The 19,980-nt window shown below is 72.6% G+C and carries 19 protein-coding genes; 6 read left to right on the forward strand and 13 right to left on the reverse strand.

What is annotated here, in order from left to right; translation table 11 throughout:
• Window positions 1-49: 49 nt before the first annotated feature.
• Complete coding sequence (locus ACXN5W_RS11505; protein WP_473158201.1) at window positions 50-1,279, reverse strand: glycosyltransferase family 4 protein; 1,230 nt, start codon at window positions 1,277-1,279, stop codon at window positions 50-52.
• The gene (locus tag ACXN5W_RS11510) at window positions 1,276-2,820 is read right to left on the reverse strand and encodes a tyrosine-protein kinase domain-containing protein (protein WP_473158202.1); all 1,545 of its coding nucleotides are present in this window, start codon (window positions 2,818-2,820) and stop codon (window positions 1,276-1,278) included. The genes ACXN5W_RS11505 and ACXN5W_RS11510 overlap by 4 nt, the downstream gene beginning before the upstream one ends.
• A 492-nt stretch (window positions 2,821-3,312) precedes the next feature.
• On the opposite strand from ACXN5W_RS11510, the gene nhaA reads away from it, so the two are divergent.
• Window positions 3,313-4,650, forward strand: coding sequence for a Na+/H+ antiporter NhaA (nhaA, locus tag ACXN5W_RS11515; RefSeq protein ID WP_473158203.1), 1,338 nt, complete (start codon window positions 3,313-3,315; stop codon window positions 4,648-4,650).
• A gap of 141 nt (window positions 4,651-4,791) precedes the next feature.
• Here the strand turns inward: nhaA and ACXN5W_RS11520 are convergent, their stop codons facing one another.
• From ACXN5W_RS11520 to egtA, 6 genes are all read right to left on the reverse strand, one after another.
• Complete coding sequence (locus tag ACXN5W_RS11520) at window positions 4,792-4,989, reverse strand: hypothetical protein (RefSeq protein ID WP_473158204.1); 198 nt, start codon at window positions 4,987-4,989, stop codon at window positions 4,792-4,794.
• 188 nt (window positions 4,990-5,177) lie between these two features.
• Window positions 5,178-5,765, reverse strand: a complete 588-nt coding sequence (locus ACXN5W_RS11525; RefSeq protein WP_473158205.1) for a TMEM165/GDT1 family protein — start codon at window positions 5,763-5,765, stop codon at window positions 5,178-5,180.
• A 327-nt stretch (window positions 5,766-6,092) separates the two neighbouring features.
• On the reverse strand, window positions 6,093-7,058 hold the full coding sequence (egtD, locus tag ACXN5W_RS11530) for an L-histidine N(alpha)-methyltransferase (protein ID WP_473158206.1): 966 nt from the start codon (window positions 7,056-7,058) through the stop codon (window positions 6,093-6,095).
• Complete coding sequence (gene egtC / locus ACXN5W_RS11535) at window positions 7,055-7,807, reverse strand: ergothioneine biosynthesis protein EgtC (RefSeq protein WP_473158207.1); 753 nt, start codon at window positions 7,805-7,807, stop codon at window positions 7,055-7,057. Before egtC ends, egtD begins: the two co-directional genes overlap by 4 nt.
• Window positions 7,807-9,144, reverse strand: a complete 1,338-nt coding sequence (gene egtB, locus ACXN5W_RS11540) for an ergothioneine biosynthesis protein EgtB (protein WP_473158208.1) — start codon at window positions 9,142-9,144, stop codon at window positions 7,807-7,809. Before egtB ends, egtC begins: the two co-directional genes overlap by 1 nt.
• On the reverse strand, window positions 9,141-10,373 hold the full coding sequence (egtA, locus tag ACXN5W_RS11545) for an ergothioneine biosynthesis glutamate--cysteine ligase EgtA (protein ID WP_473158209.1): 1,233 nt from the start codon (window positions 10,371-10,373) through the stop codon (window positions 9,141-9,143). Before egtA ends, egtB begins: the two co-directional genes overlap by 4 nt.
• 230 nt (window positions 10,374-10,603) lie before the next feature.
• Between egtA and ACXN5W_RS11550 the strand changes: the two genes are divergently transcribed.
• From ACXN5W_RS11550 to ACXN5W_RS11560, 3 genes are all read left to right on the forward strand, one after another.
• Window positions 10,604-12,004 (forward strand): serine/threonine-protein kinase, encoded by a 1,401-nt coding sequence (locus ACXN5W_RS11550; protein WP_473158210.1) that lies wholly within the window; start codon window positions 10,604-10,606, stop codon window positions 12,002-12,004.
• Between the two features lie 134 nt (window positions 12,005-12,138).
• A complete protein-coding gene (locus tag ACXN5W_RS11555; protein WP_473158211.1) occupies window positions 12,139-13,401 on the forward strand; it encodes a nucleotide sugar dehydrogenase in 1,263 nt (420 codons plus the stop codon).
• 136 nt (window positions 13,402-13,537) lie between these two features.
• Window positions 13,538-14,266 carry a zf-HC2 domain-containing protein gene (locus ACXN5W_RS11560; protein WP_473158212.1) on the forward strand — a complete coding sequence of 243 codons (729 nt, stop codon included), beginning with the start codon at window positions 13,538-13,540 and terminating at the stop codon, window positions 14,264-14,266.
• A gap of 37 nt (window positions 14,267-14,303) precedes the next feature.
• On the opposite strand, the gene ACXN5W_RS11565 is transcribed toward ACXN5W_RS11560, so the two are convergent.
• The 4 genes from ACXN5W_RS11565 to ACXN5W_RS11580 all read right to left on the reverse strand — a co-directional run bounded on the left by ACXN5W_RS11565 (window position 14,304) and on the right by ACXN5W_RS11580 (window position 17,438).
• Entirely contained in the window at window positions 14,304-15,065 is a 762-nt protein-coding gene (locus ACXN5W_RS11565; RefSeq protein ID WP_473158213.1) for an ABC transporter permease, read from the reverse strand.
• Window positions 15,066-15,074: 9 nt separating this feature from the next.
• Window positions 15,075-15,887 carry an ABC transporter ATP-binding protein gene (locus tag ACXN5W_RS11570; protein ID WP_473158214.1) on the reverse strand — a complete coding sequence of 271 codons (813 nt, stop codon included), beginning with the start codon at window positions 15,885-15,887 and terminating at the stop codon, window positions 15,075-15,077.
• Window positions 15,884-16,747: a DUF4097 family beta strand repeat-containing protein gene (locus ACXN5W_RS11575; RefSeq protein WP_473158215.1), complete on the reverse strand. Its 864-nt coding sequence runs from the start codon at window positions 16,745-16,747 to the stop codon at window positions 15,884-15,886. Before ACXN5W_RS11575 ends, ACXN5W_RS11570 begins: the two co-directional genes overlap by 4 nt.
• 184 nt (window positions 16,748-16,931) lie before the next feature.
• Window positions 16,932-17,438: a toxin-antitoxin system HicB family antitoxin gene (locus tag ACXN5W_RS11580; protein WP_473158216.1), complete on the reverse strand. Its 507-nt coding sequence runs from the start codon at window positions 17,436-17,438 to the stop codon at window positions 16,932-16,934.
• Window positions 17,439-17,662: 224 nt separating this feature from the next.
• On the opposite strand from ACXN5W_RS11580, the gene ACXN5W_RS11585 reads away from it, so the two are divergent.
• The gene (locus ACXN5W_RS11585) at window positions 17,663-17,869 is read left to right on the forward strand and encodes a hypothetical protein (RefSeq protein WP_473158217.1); all 207 of its coding nucleotides are present in this window, start codon (window positions 17,663-17,665) and stop codon (window positions 17,867-17,869) included.
• 64 nt (window positions 17,870-17,933) lie between these two features.
• On the forward strand, window positions 17,934-18,374 hold the full coding sequence (gene paaI / locus ACXN5W_RS11590) for a hydroxyphenylacetyl-CoA thioesterase PaaI (protein ID WP_473158218.1): 441 nt from the start codon (window positions 17,934-17,936) through the stop codon (window positions 18,372-18,374).
• Window positions 18,375-18,384: 10 nt separating this feature from the next.
• On the opposite strand, the gene ACXN5W_RS11595 is transcribed toward paaI, so the two are convergent.
• Window positions 18,385-19,977 carry an asparagine synthetase B family protein gene (locus tag ACXN5W_RS11595; RefSeq protein WP_473158219.1) on the reverse strand — a complete coding sequence of 531 codons (1,593 nt, stop codon included), beginning with the start codon at window positions 19,975-19,977 and terminating at the stop codon, window positions 18,385-18,387.
• Between the last annotated feature and the right edge of the window lie 3 nt (window positions 19,978-19,980).

Genomic DNA, 19,980 nt, shown 5'->3' on the forward strand with positions numbered 1-19,980 from the left:
GATCGGTATTACGGTTCTATTCGCCCCGAAAGGTACAGAGGGCGACAGATCAGCGCACGCCGGCAGCCTCTGCCAGCATCCGCTCGACCTGGTCGACACCGGCCCGCAGCGACATCAGCCGCAGGTAACTCTCCCGGCCGCGCTGCGCCATCTGGGTACGCGCACCGGACGGGATCGCACTGGCCAGGGAGAACCGGTCAGCCAACGCGTGCCAGTCCTCGGGTACGCAGGAAAGACCCGCCCGGGCCCCCTCGACCAGATCCACCGTGTCACCACGGGCGGAGGCCACCACCGGTGATCCGCTGGACAGCGCCGCCTGGAGTTTGCCCGGCACGGTGCCGCCCAGCACCGGATCGTCGCGCATCAGCACGAGCTGGTAATCGGCCGCGTGGTACAGGTCGGCCATCTCGTCCGCCGGCCGCTGGCCGAGGAAACGCACGTTCGTGGCGCCCAGGTCCGCGGCCAGCCGGCGGGCCTGCTTCTCGCTGGGTCCGGAACCGACCAGTACGAGGTCGAGCACCGACTGGGCGGCGGCAGCCGCACGGATCGCCGTCTCCACCCGTTGCTGCGGCCCGATCGTGCCCGCGTGCATCACGGTGCATCGGCCCCGGTGACCGATCGCGGCCCGGGCCTCCCGGGTGGGCAGCGCCGGCTGGAAGATCCGCTCGTCCGTCCAGTTGAGCACCATCTGGATCTTCTCGGGGTCGGCGCCCCGGCAGATCAGCAGGTCCCGCATGGACGGTGCGCTGACCGCGATCCCCTTCACCGACTGGTAGACCCGGCGGAGCGTGCCGGACAGCCCGCCGAAGAACATCCGCCCGCTGGCACCGCCCGCGTTCACCACGGCCGCCGTCGCCGTCCGCGGCCAGACGTCCTGCACGTGCAGCACGGTCGGGACCCGACGGATCAGCCGGAGCAGCGCGCCCGCGGCCAGCGCCGTGGCGGGCGCGTCGTACACGTAGAGCGCGTCGATCCCCGCCAGGTAGCGCGGCGCGGCCATCGAGGTGGTCGCGGCGAACGTGAAGTAGCCGGCCATCCGCCGGAACGATGAGCCGTCATGGGCCGGCAGCCGCGGCACCCGCCGTACGGTGAGCCCACCGGTGGTGCGCTCATCCCCCCACCGCTGGCGGTAGCCGGGATAGACGCGACCGGTCGGTGAGACCGGAAACCCGGTCAGCACCCGTACCTCGTGACCGCGATCCGCCAGCTCCTCGGCCAGGCTGCCCGGGATGAACGCCGGCTCGGGCGGGTAGACGTAGCTCAGAATCCCGATCTTCATCGCGGAATCCGGCTGAGTTCGGCCGTGGCGTCGCCCACCGGCCCGGCCTCGGCGGCCGGTCCGGGAGTCGTGGCACCTGTGGTCGCCGTACCGCCGGTCCCAGCGCCGGTGTCCCCAGGTCCGGCGGTCGTGGTCCGGGGCCCCGCCGTGGGCGGCACGCCCTGCCCGCCGTGCCGTGGCCGAGGTCCGGGCAGGCCCGCGCGGTACGAGTAGTACTCGGCGGCGGAGGCCCGGTCGAGCTTCGCCATGTTCAGCGCACAGCCCAGCAGCCGCGCGTCGACCCGTTGCAGGGCCTGCGCCGCCGCCACGAGCTGGGCCGCGTCGGTCCGGCCCTGCCGGGTCACCAGGATCGCGCCGTCCGCCTGGACCGACACGACCACGCCGTCGGTCACCACGAGCAGCGGCGCCGTGTCGATCACCACGATGTCGGCCAGGTCCCGCACCTGGGTGAGCAGATCGGCCATCGCCTTCGAGCCCAGCAGTTCACTCGGGTTGGGTGGGATCGCACCGGCCGGCAGCACCAGCAGGGAGGTGTCCCGCCACGCCTGGACCACGCTGGTCAGTTCGACCTCACCGAGCAGGACGTCGGTCAGCCCGACCGCGCCGTCCAGGCCCAGGTAGTCGGCCACCTGCGGCCGGCGCAGGTCGGCGTCGACCAGCAGCACCCGCCAGCCCGCCTCGGCCAGCGCGATCGCCAGGTTGCACGAGGTGGTCGACTTCCCCTCGGCCTTCACCGCGCTGGTCACGGCGATCACCCGGGCCGGCTCCTGGAGGTCCACGAACCGCAGGTTCGTCCGCAGGTTACGCATCGCCTCGGCCCGGGGGGTGTGCGCCCCGGCGCCGGTGATCAGGCGGGCGCTACGGGTCGTCCGGTCGTACGGGATCTGCGCCAGCAGGGGCGCCCCGGTGAGCCGGACCAGGGTCGCACCGTCCCGTACCGCCGTGTCGGAGAGGCCGCGCAGCACCGCGATGCCGGCGCCGAGCAGCAGGCCGAGCAGCGCACCGAGCCCGAGATTGCGCAGCGGGCGCGGCGAGACCGGATCGGGGCTGACCCGGGGACCGTTCACCACCTCGACCTTGACCAGCGGATCCTTCTCGCCCGGGCGGGTTTCGATGGCCTGCACGAGCTTCGCGAACTGGGTGGACACCGCCTCGGCCAGCCGCAGCGCGCGGGCCTGCTCGGTGTCGCCGATCTCGGCGTCCAACAGCACCGTCTCGGTGCGCGGGAGGGCCTTGATCCGGGATTGGATCTCCTGGGCGGTGAGCCCCGTCCCGCTGGTCGCGGCGACGCTCTGGGCCAGCCGGTCGCTGGTGAGCAGGTCCGCGTACGACTTCACGCGCTGTTCGAGGAAGAGGCTGCCCTGGTAAGCCCCGGACACGCCCTGCTCGTTGGAGGTGATGACGAAGAACGTCATTCTGGCGGCGTACCGCGGTTGGGTGCGCACCGTGACCAGACCGGCGATACCCAGCGCGACGACGACCGACAGCAGCACCATCCACCAGCGCCGCCGTACCAGACGCCACTGACTTTGCAGATTCATAAGGCCCCGGCCTCCCCTCTCAGGCAACTAACCCCCACGGGTCGGAAAAGGTCGCTCGGTTGGCCCAAAAAGTGACACCCGGAGCGCCGGGACAGCGGGGCCGGACGAACCTCATGACCGAATGTATCGGATATATAACGACAGTTACCTCATTTACCGTATGCCGCCCAGACGGCCGCCGCCGGGGAGGCCATGCGGCCGGAAGGCCGGCCGGGCCGGCCGGGGCCGGCCGGCCAGCCGACCGCGGGTCAGACCGGGTGTGCGGCCGAGGGCTGGGGTAATCTGGTCTGCGGTGTGCCGGGAAGCCTGGTCGGCGAAGATGACGCACGCTCTGCCGTGACGGACGCACAGCCGTGACGGACGCACAGCCGTGACGGACGCACAGCCGTGACGGACGCACAGCCGTGACATACACACAGCCGTGACGGACGCACAGCCGTGACGGACGCACAGCCGTGACGCACGACAGCCGACCACGAGGAGCCACCGCCGGTGCCCGACCCGAGCCCACCGAGCCGCCGTGATCTCCGTACCTCCGCCCCGCGCCGCCTGTTCGCCCCGACCACCTGGCCGGAGGCCCGGTTCGTCGCCGCCGTGCTGCGCACCGAGATGGTCGGCGGGGCCCTCCTGCTGCTCGGGACCGCGGTCGCGCTGGTCTGGGCCAACTCCCCGTGGGCCGACGGGTACGACCGGCTCGGCCGGCTGGTGCCGTGGCCCGGGGGCCACGGCGCGCACCTGGACCTGACCCTCGCCGAATGGGCCGCGGACGGACTGCTGGCGATCTTCTTCTTCGTGGTCGGCCTGGAACTGAAGCGCGAGTTCGTCGTTGGTGACCTGCGCAATCCCCGGCAGGCCGTGCTGCCGGTGGTGGCCGCGATCGGCGGGATGGCCCTCCCCGCGCTGATCTACGCGGGCGTCAACCTCGGCGCCCGGGGTGCCCCACGCGGCTGGGCGGTACCGACCGCCACGGACATCGCGTTCGCGCTCGCCGTACTGGCGATCGTGAACTCCCACCTGCCCCAGGGGCTGCGGGCCTTCCTGCTCACCCTCGCCGTGGTGGACGACCTGTTCGCGATCACCATCATCGCGGTCTTCTACACCGAGCATCTCAGCGTGCTGCCGCTGGTCGCCGCGCTGCTCCCGATCGGCGCCTTCGCCCTGTTGCTACGCGCCGGCCGGACGTGGTGGTGGGCACTGCTGCCACTCGGGCTGCTGGCCTGGTCGCTGGTGCACGCCTCGGGGGTGCACGCCACGGTGGCCGGGGTGCTGCTCGGCTTCGCGGTGCCGGTACGGGCCCGGGACGCCCGGCGGACCGGCCCGGCGGAGCGGATGGAGCATCGTTGGCGGCCGGTGTCGGCCGGCGTCGCGGTCCCGATCTTCGCGTTCTTCGCCGCCGGGATCTCGGTCCGCGGACTGGACGTCGGGCGGTTGTTCGTCGACCCGGTCGTGCTGGGTGTGGTCGCCGGGCTGGTGTTCGGCAAGACCGTCGGGGTGTTCGGCTCGACGTATCTGGTGTCCCGCTGGACGCACGCCGAACTCGACGAGGAGATCACCTGGTCGGACCTGTTCGGGGTGGCCCTGCTCGGCGGCATCGGCTTCACGGTCTCGCTGCTGGTCGGCGAGCTGGCGTTCGGCGCGGGCACCGAGCGGGGCGAGCACGTCAAGGCCGCCGTACTGCTCGGTTCGGTGATCTCGGCGGTGTCGGCCGCGGTGGTCCTGCGCCGCCGCAACGCGATCCACCGGCGGATCTCGGCCCGACAGAGCCGCGACGCCGACGGGGATGGCGTACCCGACAGCTATCAGGACCACCACGACGAGCAGGAGCGCTAGGACCGTCGCGACCCGCAAGAACCACCACGACGAGCGGGAGCGCTAGAACCGTCGCGACCCGCAAGAACCACCACGACGAGCGGGAGCGAGCGGGACCGGCGGGACCACCGTGGCGGGCCGGCGGGCCGCCGGCGCTGTCGGTCACCGGGTGTCCGGGTCCTGCTCGTCCTCGTCGAGCCCGTCGGGCAGCGCCTCGCTGAACTCGGCGGTGAGATCGTCGCCGGGCACCGCCAGCTGGTCCGCGGCGTCCCGATCATCCGCCCGGCCGCCCGGTGGCGGCTGCGGCGCCGTGGGTTCGCCGGCGAAACCGAACTCGTTCGGCTCGTCATGCCTGCTCATCGCTCGCTCCTCAGGTTCGCCGGACTCCTCGGGTTCGCCGCCGATCCGGCTCCGCCGGGCCCTGTGGAGCCGGATCGGATCGGCCGGGCCCGGCGGCTCGGATCCGAACGGCCCGGCCGGGACGGTCGCCATCTCGGACTACCCGATCATCGGGAGGTCAATCCGGCACCGGGCCCGCCACGGCACACTCAGGTCAGTTCGCGGACGGCGTCCAGGATCAGCCACAGGCCGCAGATCGCGAACAGGACCGCGGCACCGTACCGGATGATCCGGTCCGGCAGCCGACGCCCGAGGATCCGACCGACCATGATCGCCAGGGCGTCCGCCACCACCATGCCCAGGGTCGAACCCAGCCAGGTGCCGAACCAGCCGTACCGGGTGGCCAGCGTGATGGTCGCGAGCATGGTCTTGTCGCCGAGTTCGGCCAGGAAGAACGCGACCGACACGGCGATGACGGCCGACCGGCTGGTCCGCTCGGCCTTGCGGCGCTCGTCCTCGGTCAGGCTGTCCCCGCGCAGCGTCCAGGCGCCGAAGCCGAGGAACGCCAGACCGGCGACGAGCGCGATCCAGCTGGTCGGCAGCGCGGCGCCCACGCCGACGCCGATCGCCACGGAGCCGAGATGCACCACGGCGGTGGCCACGGTGATCCCGAGCAGCACCGGCAACGGCCGGAACCGGGTGGCGAAGGTCAGGGCCATCAACTGCGACTTGTCGCCCAACTCCGCCACGAAGATGACGCCGAAGCTGACCGCCAGCGCCACAAGAAAACCGTCCATGTCACCCTTCCCGCCTGATACCGGGTCGGGGCAATGGGCGGCCTCGACCCGGCTGTCCACATCCAGCCTGAGTCGAAGGTCTCGCCCGCCACGTCGGAACGTGGCCGCGTGGCCGGGCGCGCGAGCGCCAGTGTGTCGACCACGACATTGGGAGCTACTCCCCCTCGCGAACCCAGCCTAACCCACCCCACGGTCCCACCAGACAACCGGCTGGCCTTCCGAGATCTTGGAATCCTGCCACCCCCCGGGGGGGAACAGGATTCAAAGATCTCGACGGGGGTGGGGTGGGCGGGGTGGGGTGGGCGGGGTGGGGTGGGTGGGGTGGGGTCAGGTGGCTTGGGTGAGGGTTAGGGCGAAGCGGTGTTTGGGGTCGGTCCAGAAGTGTCGGGCGGCGAAACCGGCGGAGGCCAGTTCGGCGCCGATGCCGGCCGGCCGGAACTTCGCGGAGATCTCGGTTCGTAGCTCCTCACCGGCGGCGAAGTCGACGACCAGGTCGAGCACGCCGACCCGCATCTCCCGGCGGGCCCGAAGCCGCATCTCGATCCACTCCCGCTCCGCGTCCCAGACCGCGACGTGGTCGAAGCCGTCCGGGTCGAAGTCCGCCCCCAGCTCCCGGTTGAGCACCCGCAGCACGTTGCGGTTGAACTCGGCGGTCACCCCGGCCGCGTCGTCGTACGCCGGCACCAGCACGGCCGGGTCCTTGACCAGATCGGTGCCGACCAGGAACCAGTCACCCGGTTCGAGGGCGGCCCGCATCGCCTGGAGGAACCCGGTCCGCTCGGTGGGGGGCAGGTTCCCGATCGTGCCGCCCAGGAAGGCCACCAGCCGCCGGCCGCCGGTGGGCAGCCGGTCCAGGTGCCGGGTGAAGTCGCCGACGATGCCGCGTACCCGCAGGCCCGGGTAGTCGGCGGCGATCCGTTCGGTCGACTGGCTCAGCGCGCTCACCGACACGTCCAACGGGACGAAGGTGCCGAGCCCGCCGTGCCGGGTCAGCGCGTCCAGCAGCAGCCGGGTCTTGTCCGACGACCCCGAGCCGAGTTCGATGAGGGTCTTCGCCCCGGTCACCTCGGCGATCTCGGCCGCCCGCTCGACCAGCACCGACCGCTCGGCCCGGGTCGGGTAGTACTCGGGAAGCCGGGTGATCTCCTCGAAGAGTTCGCTGCCCCGCGCGTCGTAGAACCACTTGGGCGGCAGCCAGCGCGGCCGGGCGGTCAGCCCCACCCGTACGTCGTGGCGCAGCCCCTCGGCGAGGTCGCGCTCCTCCAGGTAGATTTCCAACGGCTCCGCCGTCATGTGTCCGCTCCCATCGGTTCGATCCGCAGATCCTCGGTCGTGGCGATCAGCAGGTGGTGCTCGGGAACCGGCTGCCAGGCCGGGTCGTCGTCCAGCGGCTCCGACGCCACCAGCACCGTCCCGTCCTCGGTGCGCACCGTCAGCGAGTGACCGACCGTGCAGGCCACCACGGTCCGGCCGTCGGTGAGCAGCAGGTTGAGCCGGGCCCCCGGGGCGGCGCGGGCCACCGCCAGCACGGTCTCGGTCACCGCGCGGGCCGGCGGGATCCCGGCCCGCAACCGGTGCCGGACCAGGGCCCACAGCAGCGCCGAGTCCGTCGGGGCGTCGAGGGTCAGCAGGTCCCGCGTCGGCAGCGCGGCGGCCAGCGGCGCCACCGAGTCCGGCCAGCCGGGCACGACGCCGTTGTGGCTGAACAGCCACCGGTCCGTGCCGAACGGCGCGGCCGCGGTGTCGGTCACCGGCATTCCCACCGTGGCGGACCGGACCGCGGCCAGCACCGCACCGGAGCTGGTCGTCCGGGCCAGCTCCGGCAGGGTGGTGTCGCTCCACATCGGGGTGCCCCGGCGGTAGCGCAGCGGCGGGCCGGTCGGGTCGACGTACCAGCCCAGCCCGAACCCGTCGGCGTTGATCGTGCCGCCGCCGCGCATGTCCGCCGGTGCCCAGGACTGCCGGTTCAACGAGTACGGCGGGTCGTACAGCAGGGTGGCGAGCGGCACCGGCGGCCCGAGGTAACACAGGTGCCGGCACATCAGCCGAGCTCGTCCGGGTGGGCGTCCCGGGCGCAGCGGAAGCCGCTGAAGATCTGCCGCCGGATGGGCAGGTCCCAGTTGCGGAACGTACCCCGGCAGGCCGCCCGGTCGGTGCCGAACGATCCACCCCGCAGCACCCGGTAGTCGTCGCCGAAGAACACCTCCGAGTATTCCCGGTACGGGAAGGCCGCGAACCCGGGATAGCCACGGAACGGGCTCGACGTCCACTCCCAGACGTCGCCGATGAGCTGGTGGACCCCGAGTGGTGAGGCGCCGCGCGGGTACGCGCCGACCGGCGCCGGCCACAGGTGCCGCTGGCCCAGGTTGGCGTGGTCGGGGCCGGGTTCCTCGTCGCCCCACGGGTACCGCCGGGAGCGTCCGCTGGCCGGGTCCCACCGGGCGGCCTTCTCCCACTCCACCTCGGTGGGCAGCCGCCGGCCGGCCCAGGCCGCGAACGCCTCGGCCTCGTGGTAGCAGACGTGGACCACCGGCTCGTCCGGTCGCAGCGGAACCTGTCGGCCGAAGCTGCGCCGGGTCCAGCCGGCGCCGTCGCGTTCCCAGTGCATCGGCGCCCGCAGCTCGGCGGCGGTGCGGTGCCGCCAGCCCGCCTCGCTCCACCAGCGCGGATCGGCGTACCCGCCGTCGGCGACGAACTCCAGGTAGCGCCCGTTGGTCACCGGCGCGGCGTCGATCGCGAAGGCCGGCACGTCGACCTCGTGCGCGGGGCGCTCGTTGTCCAGCGCCCAGGGGTCGGTGGAGGTGCCGAGCACGAACCGCCCCCCGGGGATCACCACCTCACCCCGGACCGGGACCACCGGCGCCGGGGGCGGCGGCGCGGCCAGCACCGGGGGGCCCTGCCGGAGCTGGTGGGTGGCCAGCATCGTCTCGTCGTGCTGCTGCTCGTGCTGGACGATCATGCCGAAGGCGAAACCGTCGGCCACCAGCCGCCGCTCGTCGAACCGGACCCGGTCGAGCAGGTCCAGCACCTTGTCCCGCACCGTGCCGACATAGCCACGCGCCTCGGTCGGGTTGAGCAGCGGCAACCGGGGGCGGTCCTTGCGCGGCTGTTTGAAGGCGTCGTACAGGTCGTCGATGTCCCGGCGTACCGGCTCACGGCCGCCGACGTCGCGGACCAGCCACAGTTCCTCCTGGTTGCCGATGTGGGCGAGGTCCCAGACCAACGGCGACATGATGGTCGAGTGCTGCCGCATCAGGTCGTCGTCGTCCACGGCGTCGGTGAGCAGGGCGCTGCGCTCGCGGGTCCGGGTCAGTTCGGCGGCGATGCGCTGTCGAAGGCCCTCGTCGTGGCCACGGTCCGGTCCGGTCACGGTGCTCATGACGTACTCCTTCCGGCGGCGTCGAGCCGCCGCCGCACGATGACTTCGATCTGGTCGCGGACCGCCGCCGGCAGGTCCGTACCGGCCAGGGCGGGGATCCCGAGCGCGACCACGGCCCGGGCCGCGCGGGCCAGCGCCGGGTCGGTCAGCCCCCGGCGGGCCGCGGTGGACCACCGGTCGGCGACCGGGGCACAGACCGCGAGGACCTCGTCCACGGTCCGGGCGTCGTCTAGCAGGGCGGTGAGCAGTCCCACCGGCGCGACCCACTCACCGGCCGGTTGGGCGTCGAGGTAGCGGACCTCCAGGTAGCCACGGGGCCGTACCGGTGGAAACAGGGTGCTGACGTGGTATTCCAGGTCGTCCACCGTCGGCGGTTCGGGCAGCGCGCCCTCGATCCAGTCGGCCAGGGTGAGCCCGGCCGGCACCGTCCAGTCGCCGTCGGACCGCCGCACGCACAGCAGGGGCGCGGTGAGCACGTACGCCGTCCAGTCCCGGACGGGGTCGCCCGGCCGGTCCGGGCGCCAGGCCGGGCGGGTCCGCGCCGGGTCGATCCGCTGCCAGGCCATCATCCGGGCGGAGGCCCAGCCGGTGTCCCGCCCGCCGTGCCGGCCGGCGGTCGCGAACAGCGCGAGCAGCACCGGACCGAGCGCGTGCAGCGCCGCCCAGCGGGCCGCCAGCCGGGCCGGCTCACCGGCGTCCAGGCAGACCTGGAGGCCTGCGGTGCTGTACATCATCGTGCGGCCCGCGCTGCCGTCCCGGTCGAAGGCCCGGCGCATCGCGCGGTAACGGGGGGTGTCCACCACGGGGCGGGCGGGGCGGTACGGGTCGATCCCGCTGTCGCCGAGCACCAGGCCGGCGCGGGCCAGCAGGTCCGCCAGCTGCGCGGCGTCCGCCGCGGTGGCTTCGATCAGGGTCCGGAGCGAGGGATACGGGGCGCTGGAGATCTCCAACTGCCCACCCGGCTCCGTGGTCACGGTGCCGCCCCGGTCGAGCGGGAGGTGCGGGCCCGCCGGATCGAGGGTGGGCGGCGCGTGCCGCCCGAGGGCGGTACGCAGCCGGTGCCGGTCGATCGGCCGGGCCGGGTCGTTCGCGTCGTGCACGGTCCATTCCAACTCGGTGCCGGTGAGCGCCGGTGGGCCGGTCTTGAAACAGATCCGGTTGAGGTGACCCTCCGCGGCCGAGAGGTCGGTCAGGACCCTCGGCTGGTCGAGGTCCGGCGGCGTCGCCATGTGCACCTCCCTTCGGGTGGGCCCGGGAGCACGGGCCCGGCGGACGGCCCGATGGGGCGGCCGGTCCGACTGGTCCGGCGGCCGCCGAGGGCCGATGGGACAACGAATCCCTGTCTACCATCCGGCTCCGACATCCGCCTCCGGTCACCGAGCAGGAACATTGCTGTCCAGCAAGGAATTCAGGGGTACGGCGCGCGTGGTTCAGACGGGCGATGGGTACCGTTACGGACGTGTTGGGCTCAGGATCGATCCTCAGCGGCCGCTACCGGCTGGACGACCGCGTCGCCACGGGCGGCATGGGTGACGTCTGGCGCGCCACCGACCTGGTGCTCGGTCGCCAGGTCGCGGTCAAGGTGCTGCTGCCCGGCCTGCTGAGCGATCCCAGCTTCATCACCCGGTTCCGGGCCGAGGCCCGGATGATGGCGGCGCTGCGCCATCCCGGCATCGTGCAGGTCTTCGACAGTGGCGAGGACAATTCGGCCGACGGCCGCCGGGTCGACTACCTGGTCATGGAGTACGTCGACGGTGAGCCGTTGTCGCGCCGCATCGACGAGGCCGGTCAGCTGCCGGTGGCGGAGACACTAGCGGTCATCGAGCAGGCGGCCCGGGCGCTGCACGGCGCGCACGCCGCCGGCATCGTCCACCGGGACGTCAAGCCCAGCAACCTGCTCGTCCAGTCGGACGGGACCGTCGTGCTCGTCGACTTCGGGGTCGCCCGGTCCACCTTGGTGACGAGCGTCACCAGCACCAACGCCGTGCCCGGAACGGCCCTCTACATGGCGCCCGAACAGGCGTCCGGCAAACCCGTCTCGGCCGTGACCGACGTCTACGCGCTGGGCGCCGTGGCGTACTGCTGTCTCACCGGACAGCCCCCGTTCACCGGCGACAACCCGCTCGAGGTGGCGATCAAGCACCTCACCGACGAGCCACCGCCGCTGCCGGCGGACGTACCGGCCCCGGTCGCCGCGCTGGTGTCCAGGGCCCTCGCCAAGGCGCCGGAGGACCGCTACCCGGACGCCGCCGCGATGGCCGGCGCGGCCCGGGCCGCCGCCCGGGGCAAGTTTCCCCCGGCCGGTACCGCGGCCGCCGCGCCGACCCCGGCCGGCACGACCGCCGCGAGCCCACGGGCCGCGGGCACGGCCACGACCGCGCTGGCCGGCGCCGGGGTACGGCCCCAGTCGCCGCCGGCGGCCGCGCCGTTGTCCCGGCCCCGCCGCCGGGCCCTGCTGGGCGCCGCCGGTGTGATCCTGGTGGGGGTCGTCGGCCTGCTCGTCGCCCTGCAGTTCAGACCCGAGGACCCGGGTTCGGGGTACGGCGGTCGCACCGGTCCGGAGGACACCGTGGCCACCACCTCGACGAACCAGCCCGGGCAGCTGATCAGCGGACCCAACGGGTCCACCGGGCCGACCAACCGGGGCGGGGCCGAACACTCGGCGAGCGCCAGCCCGACGGCCACCGCGACCGTGGGACCCAGCGCCACCTCCAGCGGGCAGCCGAGCGACGCCGCCCCGAGCACCGAGCCGCCGCCCGGCAAGCCGACCAGCGATCCGCCCAGCTCACCGGACAGCAACGGCAATGGCAGCCCGTCAGCGTCCGACCCGCCGCCGGCCTCGCCGGAGGCCACCCCCTGACATCCGGACCGGCCCGGTCCGTCGCCGCCGGACCGGCCTGCCCGCGGTATGCCAGATCTGGAGAAATCGCCACCTGCGGACACAGCCGTGCATAACGTGCCGCGCAGTGTCTTTTCTCCGAATGGGAGCCCCGCATGCAGGTGGCCAAGCTCGTCGTCGTGGGTCAGGGATATGTGGGGCTGCCGCTGGCGGTCCGCGCGGTGGAGGCGGGAATGGAGGTCGTCGGGCTCGACCACGACCCCACCCGGGTGAAGCGACTCAGCGTCGCCGACTCGTACGTCGAGGACGTCACCAGCAGCCGCCTGGCCACCGCGCTCGGTACCGGCCGGTACCTGCCGACCACCGACTACGCGGCCGCCAGCGGCTTCGACACCTGCGTGATCTCGGTGCCGACGCCGCTGCGCGACGGCGCCCCGGACCTCGGTTACGTGCGCCAGGCCGGCGAGTCGATCGCGCCGTACCTGCGACCGGGTTGCACGGTCATCCTCGAGTCGACCACCTATCCGGGCACCACCGAGGACGTGCTGCGCCCGCTGCTGGAACAGGGCTCCGGGCTGCGCAGCCCCGGAGACTTCCACCTCGGCTACAGCCCGGAGCGGATCGACCCGGGAAACCAGCGGTGGCGGTTGGAGAACACCCCCAAGGTCGTCTCCGGGACGGACGCCGCCGCGCTCGCGCGGATCGAGACCTTCTACCGCCGGATCGTCGAGCGGACCGTTCCGGTCGGCTCCACCCGGGTGGCCGAGCTGACCAAGCTGCTGGAGAACACCTTCCGGCAGGTCAACATCGCGCTGGTCAACGAGCTGGCGATGGTCGCCCGCGAGTTGGGCGTGGACATCTGGGAGGCGATCGACGCCGCCGCCACCAAGCCGTTCGGCTTCATGCCGTTCCGGCCCGGCCCGGGGGTCGGCGGCCACTGCCTGCCGATCGACCCCTGCTACCTGTCCTGGCAGGTCCGCCGGACGCTCGGCCGGCAGTTCCGGTTCGTGGAGCTGGCCACCGACGTCAACCACGGGATGCCCGAGCACGTCGTCCACCGGATCGGGCTCGGGCTCAACGAACGAGGTCGGGCGATCCGGGGGTCCCGCCTGGTGCAGATCGGTCTGGCGTACAAGAAGAACGTCGGTGACCTGCGCGACTCGCCCGCCGTGGAGATCGCGGACCGGCTGGCCGAGCTGGGCGCCGAGGTCCGGATCGTGGAGCCGCACGCCGGCCTCTGTCCGCTGCCCCGGGGGGCCAGCCTGGTCGAGCTGACCGAGCGGGAGGTCCGGGACGCGGACGCCGTCGTCGTGGTCACCGACCACGACGAGCTGGACTACGGCCTCGTCGAGCGGGCCGCCGGCTACGTCTTCGACGCCCGCAACCGATGCTCCGGGCCCAACGTCGAACGCCTCTGAGCCGCCGGGAAAGTCCGCCGGCACCGCTCGCGCGGCCCGGCGCAGCCGAACGCCGCCGAGCGGGGGTCGCCCGGTCCGGGGTGACCCGGGACGGTCCGGCCGGAACTTCCCGGCCCGGCCGGGCGACTAACCCTGCGTGCGGTGCGACGAGTGCAGGGAAGCGGTGTCGGCCCGACTGGACGGCGAGGACGACCCCCGCGAGCGGGCGGCGGTCGACGGTCACCTCGCCGGCTGCCCCGGGTGCCGGCGCTGGCAGGACGAGGCGGTGACGGTGACCCGGCTGGCGCGTACCAGTCTGGTCGGCGTGCCGGCCGGGGTGAGCGACGCGGTGTTCGCCGCGGCCCCCGCGCCCCGACGGTGGCGTCTGGACCGGGCGCTCCGGTTGGCGCTCGGCGCCGTGGGCGCGATCCAACTGCTGCTCGGGTTGGCCCAGGTCACCGGCTTCACCCTGACCCACGTGCACGGCGGGGCGGACCCGTACCACCTGTGGCACGAGTCCGCCGCCTGGAACGTCGCGGTGGGGGCCGGGTACGGCTGGATAGCCCTGCGCCGTTCCCGGCCCACCGGCCTGATGCCCATGCTCACCGCCTTCGTTGCCGTGCTGGCGCTGCTGTCCCTCAACGACGTGCTGACCGGCATGGTGGGGGCGGCCCGGCTGCTCAGCCACGGCCTGCTGGTGCTCGGTTACGTCATCCTGGCCGTGCTGCACCACCGCCGGGCCGGGGAACCCGGTCAACCGCCGGCCAACCGGATCGACGGACCGCGCTGGCGGGCACGGTTCACCGAGGAGACCCCGCCACCCCCGGCCCTGCGCCTGGTGCGGCAGCCCCTGGACGGCCAGGCCCGCACGGACCGCGCAACGTAGCGGCATGTTCCGTGCCCCCGTCGACCCGCGCCGGGAACTAGGAGATCCTGCGGCGGAAGGTGACCATCGCGAAGGCGTACGCCACGACGAGGATGCCGACACACCAGGCGAGCGCGACCCAGATGCCGGAGCCGACCGGCTGCCGGGTGAGCAGGTCGCGGATCGCGTTGACGATCAGCGTCACCGGCTGGTTCTCGGCGAAGGCGCGCACCGGTCCGGGCATGGTCGCGGTGGGTACGAAGGCCGAGCTGATGAACGGCAGGAAGATGAGCGGGTACGAGAACGCGCTCGCGCCGTCCGCGGACTTCGCGGAGAGGCCGGGGATGACGGCGATCCAGGTCAGGGCGAGCGTGAACAGGACCAGGATGCCGGCGACCGCGAGCCAGGCCGGCAGTCCCGCCGATGATCGGAAGCCCATGAGGAGGGCGACGAGCACGACGACCACGACCGAGATGAGGTTGGCTACCAGCGAGGTCAGCACGTGGGCCCACAGCACGGACGAGCGGGCGATGGGCATGGACTGGAACCGTTCGAAGATGCCGCTCTTCATGTCCAGGAAGAGCCGGAACGCGGTGTACGAGATGCCCGAGGCGATCGTGATGAGCAGGATGCCGGGCAGCAGATAGTTCACGTAGCGTCCGGTGCCCGAGTTGATCGCGCCGCCGAACACGTAGACGAACAGCAGCATGAACGCGATCGGCATGATCGTGGTGGTGATGATGGTGTCCATGCTGCGCGCGATGTGCCGCAGGGAGCGTCGGGTGAGCACGACGGTGTCACCGAAGAAGTGGCTGGTCATCGGGTTTCCTCAGCTCTCCGTGCCGGCGTCGGCGCTCGCGGGGTTGGTGTTCGTGGGGTTGGCGCCGACGATGGCGAGGAAGACGTCCTCGAGGGTCGGCTGCTTCTCGACGTACTCGACCCTGGCCGGCGGGAGGAGCCGCTTGAGCTCGGCGAGGGTGCCGTTCACGATGATGCGGCCCTCGTGGAGGATCGCGATCTGGTCGGCGAGCTGCTCGGCCTCGTCGAGGTACTGCGTGGTGAGCAGCACGGTCGTGCCCCGACCGGCGAGTTCCCTGACCGACTGCCACACCTCGATCCGGCCCTGCGGGTCGAGCCCGGTCGTCGGCTCGTCGAGGAAGATGACCGGCGGATTCCCGACCAGGCTCATCGCGATGTCCAGGCGACGTCGCATGCCGCCGGAGTAGGTCGACACCCGTCGCGCGGCCGCCTCGGTCAGGGAGAACCGGGCGAGCAGCTCGTCGGCGATCCTGCCCGGGTCCTTGAGGTGCCGCAGTTGGGCGACCAGGACGAGGTTCTCCCGCCCGGTGAGGATCTCGTCGACGGCGGCGAACTGCCCGGTGAGGCTGATGGCCTCCCGCACGTTCCCGGGTTGCCCGCCGACCTCGAACCCGTGGACACGGGCGGTACCCGCGTCGGCCTTCAGCAGGGTGGACAGGATCTTCACGACCGTGGTCTTCCCGGCCCCGTTGGAGCCGAGCAGGGCGAAGATGCTGCCTCGGGCCACCTCGAAGTCCACGCCCCGCAGCACGTGCACCTGGTTGTACGACTTCTGGAGATCAGTCACCTGGATCGCGGGTCCGTGGAGCTGGCCGGGGATCATTTCGATGTTTCCCTTCGGGGGGTGCTGACGCGGCGGACGATGACGTTGCCGTAGTTGGCGTGCAGGTGAAGTTCGACCGCGCGGTCGCTGGCGGCGGCGGCCGGGTCGGGGGTGAGCTCGTTGCGGACCCGGCCGTGGGCCGAGCTGGCGTCGATCCAGGCCGCGACGCCGGTCGGCACGCCGACGTCGACGTCGGCGTGGCCGTTGTCGAGCCGGATCGTGCCGCCGTTGACCTCCCGGATCCGGATGGGCCCGTGGGCGCTGCGGGCGGTCACGTCGCCGAGGGCCCGGTCGATGGTCAACGTGCCGGAGGTGGCCGCCTCCACGTCACCGGCCGCGGTACCCAGCTCGATGGTTCCGTGTGAGGCGCGCAGCCGGGCGTCGCCGTGGACCTCGGCGATCCGCAGCGCGCCGTACCCGGCGGTGACGTCGAGCCGGCCGGTCACCTCGGCGATGTCGCTGCTGCCGTACGGCGTTTCGAGGACGAGATCGCCGACCGTGTCGGCGGTGACACCGCCGTACTTCGCCACGAAGCGGCAGTTCCCGAGCACGCCGCGGGCCCGCACCGACCCGTAGGCGGTCTCGACCGTGGCCCGCGACCCGGTCGGCACCTCGCACCGGATGTCGACCGAGTCGCTCTTGCTGAACAGGTTGAGCCGGCGCGGGACCTTGATCCGCAGGACGCCGCCGTCGAACGAGACAGTGGTCTCGCGGGCGAGTGACTCGTCGGCGCTCCGGCCGGGCCTGCTCGGCAGCACCTCGGCGACGGCGTCGGCGCGGTCCGAGGCGATCACCTCGACGAAGCCGATCCCGGCCGTGACGTCCAGGTCGATCGGACCGGGAACCTGGAAACTGGGCATGACTGACCTCCACATGGGCGTGCCGGCCCCGTCCCGCGTAGCGACGGGACCAGGTGGCTCCGTTGTCCGGACCGGCTTGGGTGTCCGGGGTTGGCTGAGTGGTTGGGGTTGGCTGGGGCTGGGATTGGCTGGAGGGCTGGGACTGGCTGAGGGCTGGGACTGGCTGGGTGCCGGGACGGCCGGGTCAGCGGGCCCAGCCGGTGAAGCTGTCTCCCCGCTTGATGTCACGGCGCGGGGCGCGGTGGATGTCGGGTTCCAGGGCGGCGGCGATCGCGCGGACGAACCACGAGTTCACCGACACCCCCTCCTCGGCCGCGGCCTGCTCGACCCGGGCCTTGAGCCGGTCCGGCAGCCGCAGCGTGGTCCGCGAGGTCACCGTGTCGTCGACCGGATCGGCCGGTGCCGCCACCCGGGGCGCCGACGGAGCGGCCGGGTCCGGGTCCGGCGTTTCGGGCCGGGTCACGACCAGGTGCGGATCGCGGCCCCGCAGCACGACCTCGACCGAGCCGGGGGCGATCTCCCGGGTGATCTCGCCGGCCACGTCGCTCAGCACCCCCAGCAGGGTCAGCCGCATCGCGGCGTCCATGGCGACGTTGAGCTGCTCGGCGACGTCCCGGGCGGCCTCGTCGCGGGTCACGACCGCCGCGGCCAGCTGGGTCTGAAGCTCGGAGACGTACCGGTCGAGGTCCATGGCACCAACCTAGCACCACCGTGGTGTCATAACAAGCATGAATGACACCACGCGACACCACCGGCGTCATCGGGTGGTGTCAGACGGCCGCGTACGGCGGGGCTGTCGACCCGGACGTTTCGGGACGACGGCGGTCTGGGTACCACAGCGCCGTCGGCCTCCGGTGGCCACGGCCGGCCCACCAGCGGCCGGATCGAGCGCCGGATCTCTTCCAAGGGGTACCCATGCGCATCGGATCATTCGGCGCCGTCATCGTTCTGATCTGGCTGATCATCGGGGCCGTCGCGGCCGGTCAGCGCGGCTACTTCAGCGACTCCAACGACAACTGTGCGGAGGCCGGAACGACCATCGTGACGGTGATCGCCGGCCCGCTGAACTACCTCGGGCTCAACCCGAAGATCAAGTGTGACGTGCCCGAACCCTCGAAGTAGGACCCGCTCGTCCAGCCGGCGCGGCATATGCTCGCCCGGTTCGGCGAGAAGGGGTGGTGCGACGATGACCGGCGGGAGTCACTCGACGGCCGGCGGGGCCACGGCGGGACGCGGCGCGGCGTACGACATGTTCGACGCCGACGGCGCGTCCCGGTCGCTGGGGATCGAGCTGGTCTCCGCCGCCGACGGCCGGGCGGTGGCCCGGATGCGGATCACCGCCGCGATGGTCAACGGACACGGCATCGCGCACGGTGGGTACGTCTTCCTGCTCGCCGACACCGCCTTCGCCTGCGCCTGCAACAGCCACGGCCCGGTCACCGTGGCGGCGGGCGCGGAGGTGACATTCGTCCGGCCCGCCCGGGAGGGCGATCTGCTGGAGGCGCGGGCGGCCGAACGCACCAGATACGGCCGCAGCGGCATCTACGACGTCACCGTCACCCGGGCCGACGAGGTGATCGCCGAGTTCCGGGGCCGCAGCCGTACGGTCGGAACCGCCCGGCCCTGACCCCACGCCCTCAGCGGCGGACCAGCTCGCGGTCCCGGGCGCTCCGGCGGTGGGCACCCGGCAGGTTGTGCCGGACCGCCCCGGCGGCGTCCCGGACCCGCTCCCGCAGCGTGTAGTCCTGCCGGGCCACCCCGTCGGCGATGGCCTGGTCGAGGTCGTTTCCGCAACCGGTCAACACCGTGTCGAAGTCCCGGCGGACCGCCTCGGCCAGGTCGTAACCGTAGGAGCGGTGCAGCCGGGGAAACCACGGTTTGTAGAGCCGGGCCCGATCGTGCAACCCGGACGAGTGGGACAGCCCGTTCTTGGGCCGGTGCCGGACGTGGTCGGGGAGCAGGTCCGCGAACGCCTCCCGCAGGATCCACTTCTCCACGCCGTCCCGAAGCTTGAACTCCAGCGGCAGCCGGATCGCCAACTCGACCAGGGCCAGGTCCAGGAACGGCAGCCGGGCCTCCACGCCGTACCCCGTGCTCACCCGGTCCACCCGCTGCAACTCGGTACGGCCGAGGTTGCGCAACCGGTGCAGGAACAGCGCCCGGGCCCGATCCGGGGAGACCTCGCGGTACATCGGGTGGCCGCCGAACAGCTCGTCCGAGCCGTCGCCGGTGAGCACGACCCGGATGCCGCACTCGCGTACCCGGCGGAACAGTGGCGCCGAGACCACCGCGTTGATGATGTCGCCGTACTCGGTCAGCTCCCCCAGCCGGACCGCCTCGCGCACGTCGGCCAGCCGGATGTCCCGCGGCCGCAGCTCGACCACCTCGTGCGGAACGTCGAAATCGGCGGTGAGCTGGCGGGCGTGCGCCAGGTCCGGGCTGTCGGGCGCGCCGACGGTGAACGCGACACAGTCCGGGTGGGTCTGCCGGGCGTGCAGCAGGACCAGTGCGCTGTCCAGGCCGCCGGAGAGCAGCACCCCGACCGGCAGGTCGGTGGCGACCCGCACCCGGACGCTGTCCGCGAGCGCCGTGCGGACCAGCCGGACCGCCTCGTCCGGATCCGTCGGCACCGGCTGGTCCAGACCGAGGTGGTCCAGGTCGAGATGGGACGTGAGGTGCGGCCAGCCGCCGTCGTCGGCCCAGCCGTGGTGCCCCGGCGGCACCTCGGTGATCGGTTCGCCCACCGGCACCAGCGCCTTGATCTCGGAGGCCAGGTGCAGCCGTCCGGCCCGGCGGGCCCAGTAGAGCGGCTTCACCCCGAGCGGGTCGCGGGCCAGGTAGACCCGCATGGTGCTGCGGTCGACGACCGCGAAGGCGTATTCGCCCCGCAACCGCTCGACGGCCTCCGTACCCCATTCCAGGAACGCCGCCAGCACCACCTCGGTGTCGCCCGTGGTGCGCAACCGGTGGCCCCGGGCACGCAGCTCCGCGCGCAGTTGGGGATGGTTGTAGACCTCGCCGTTGTAGCAGAGCAGCCAGCGGCCGTCCGCGGAGACCCACGGTTGCTCGGTGTGCGCCCGATCGACGATCCGCAGCCGCCACACCCCGGCCATCAGCTGGTTCGTGGCCCGGATCTCCTCCACCTCACCGCGCGGCGCGAGGGTCGCCAGCATCGTCCGGAACAACCCGGGTTCGGCGCCGGCCCCGGCGATCAGGACGAATCCGCACACCGG

This window comes from Plantactinospora sp. A48 (assembly GCF_055793945.1).